This window comes from Novosphingobium sp. B-7, from assembly GCF_000410615.1.
In the GTDB taxonomy this organism is placed as follows: Bacteria; Pseudomonadota; Alphaproteobacteria; order Sphingomonadales; family Sphingomonadaceae; genus Novosphingobium; species Novosphingobium capsulatum.
On sequence record NZ_APCQ01000280.1, the window covers coordinates 1 to 1,480 of the forward strand.

General features: G+C 68.6%; 2 protein-coding genes and 1 pseudogene. 1 reads left to right on the forward strand and 2 read right to left on the reverse strand.

Annotated features, from left to right (window positions below; translation table 11 throughout):
- Both H926_RS25495 and ftsE read right to left on the reverse strand, forming a co-directional pair.
- Positions 1-252: pseudogene (locus H926_RS25495) on the reverse strand (cell division protein); the annotation flags it as partial.
- A gap of 13 nt (positions 253-265) precedes the next feature.
- Positions 266-1,030 (reverse strand): cell division ATP-binding protein FtsE, encoded by a 765-nt coding sequence (ftsE, locus tag H926_RS25500; protein WP_022675169.1) that lies wholly within the window; start codon positions 1,028-1,030, stop codon positions 266-268.
- A gap of 223 nt (positions 1,031-1,253) precedes the next feature.
- On the opposite strand from ftsE, the gene H926_RS34465 reads away from it, so the two are divergent.
- On the forward strand, positions 1,254-1,480 hold a 227-nt coding region (locus tag H926_RS34465), incomplete at its 3' end, for a zinc-ribbon domain-containing protein (protein ID WP_028657558.1).

Genomic DNA, 1,480 nt, shown 5'->3' on the forward strand with positions numbered 1-1,480 from the left:
CTGGCGCTGGCGCTGGGCCGGCGCGGCCGAGACGATCTGCACCGTCACCCCCCCTTCCAGATCGGCGCTGGCGGCCTGCGCGGCATGGCGCAGCGCCAGCGCGCTGGCCGCAGCCACCACGGTCAGCGCGATCATGATCGCGATCACCCACGGCATCGGGCCCGATAGGCGCGCCTCGGGCAGCAGGCGGGATTCGCCTTCGCCACCCAGGGCACGCAGCGTGCGGGGCAGGGCACTGGCCAAACGCTTCATGAGGTATGCCGTTTCATGGCAGGCCACCATCGCCCATCGGGCCATCGCCATTGCCGCCGGTGTCGACCGGACGGCGCGGGGGATAGCGCAGCGCGCCGGTCGGATCGGCCAGCTTGCCCTTGTCCAGCCGCATGATCAGCGAATCGGGCACCTTGCGGATCAGGTGCAGGTCGTGCGTCGCGACCACCACGGTGGTGCCCAGGCGGTTGAGGCTTTCGAACAGGCGCAGCAGCTTGATCGCCATCTCCGGGTCGACGTTGCCGGTCGGCTCGTCGGCCACCAGGATATCGGGACGGGCGATGACGGCGCGGGCGATCGCCACGCGCTGCTGTTCTCCGCCCGAAAGCGTGGCGGGGCGCGCCTGGAACCGGTCGCCCAGCCCGACCCATTCGAGCATGTCGGAAACCGGCTTGGCGATGTCCTTTTCGCTTTGCCCGGCCACGCGCAGCGGCAGGGCCACGTTGTCCCACGCCGAAAGGTGCGGGACCAGGCGGAAATCCTGGAAGACCACGCCGATGCGGCGGCGAAAGCCGGGCAGGCGTTCGCGCGGCAGGGTGATGGCATCGGTGCCGAACATGCGGATCAACCCGCGCGAGGGGCGCTGCGCCAGATAGAGCAGCTTGAGCAGGCTGGTCTTGCCCGCGCCGCTGGCGCCGGTGAGAAAGTAGAAGCAGCCGGGATAGAGCGTGAACGAGACATCGGCCAGCACTTCGCGGCCGGCGCCATACCGCAGCCCGACATTGTCGAACTGGACAATCTCGGCGGCGGCTTGGTTCATGGCAGAAAGATCGGGCCCCGTTCGCGTGTTTGGTCGTGCGCCATGCCCGCCTACCATGTCGGCGCGGGGGCCGTTTGGCAATGTCCCGCATGGGCGGTTTGGTGCGTCGCGCGATGGCAAGGGTGCCTATACGCGTCAATGCATGTGGAAAAAAGGGCGCATGGGCGATTTGCCCCCTTGCACCCTATTGTTTCAGCCCCTCTCGGCATGCTTAGACCGTTTTATGATAATCGCCTGTCCCGCCTGTGCGACGCGCTATGTCGTCCCCGACAGTGCGATCGGCGTGGACGGCCGTACCGTGCGCTGTGCCAAGTGCCGGCACAGCTGGTTCCAGGCCGGCCCCGAACTCCCGCCGCGCCCGTCGGAGCAAGCTGCGCCGCCCGAAACTGCCGCTGTCGAAACGGTGCCTCCGCCGCCGGTTCCTGCGCCGCCGCCCGCCGCGCCGATGCA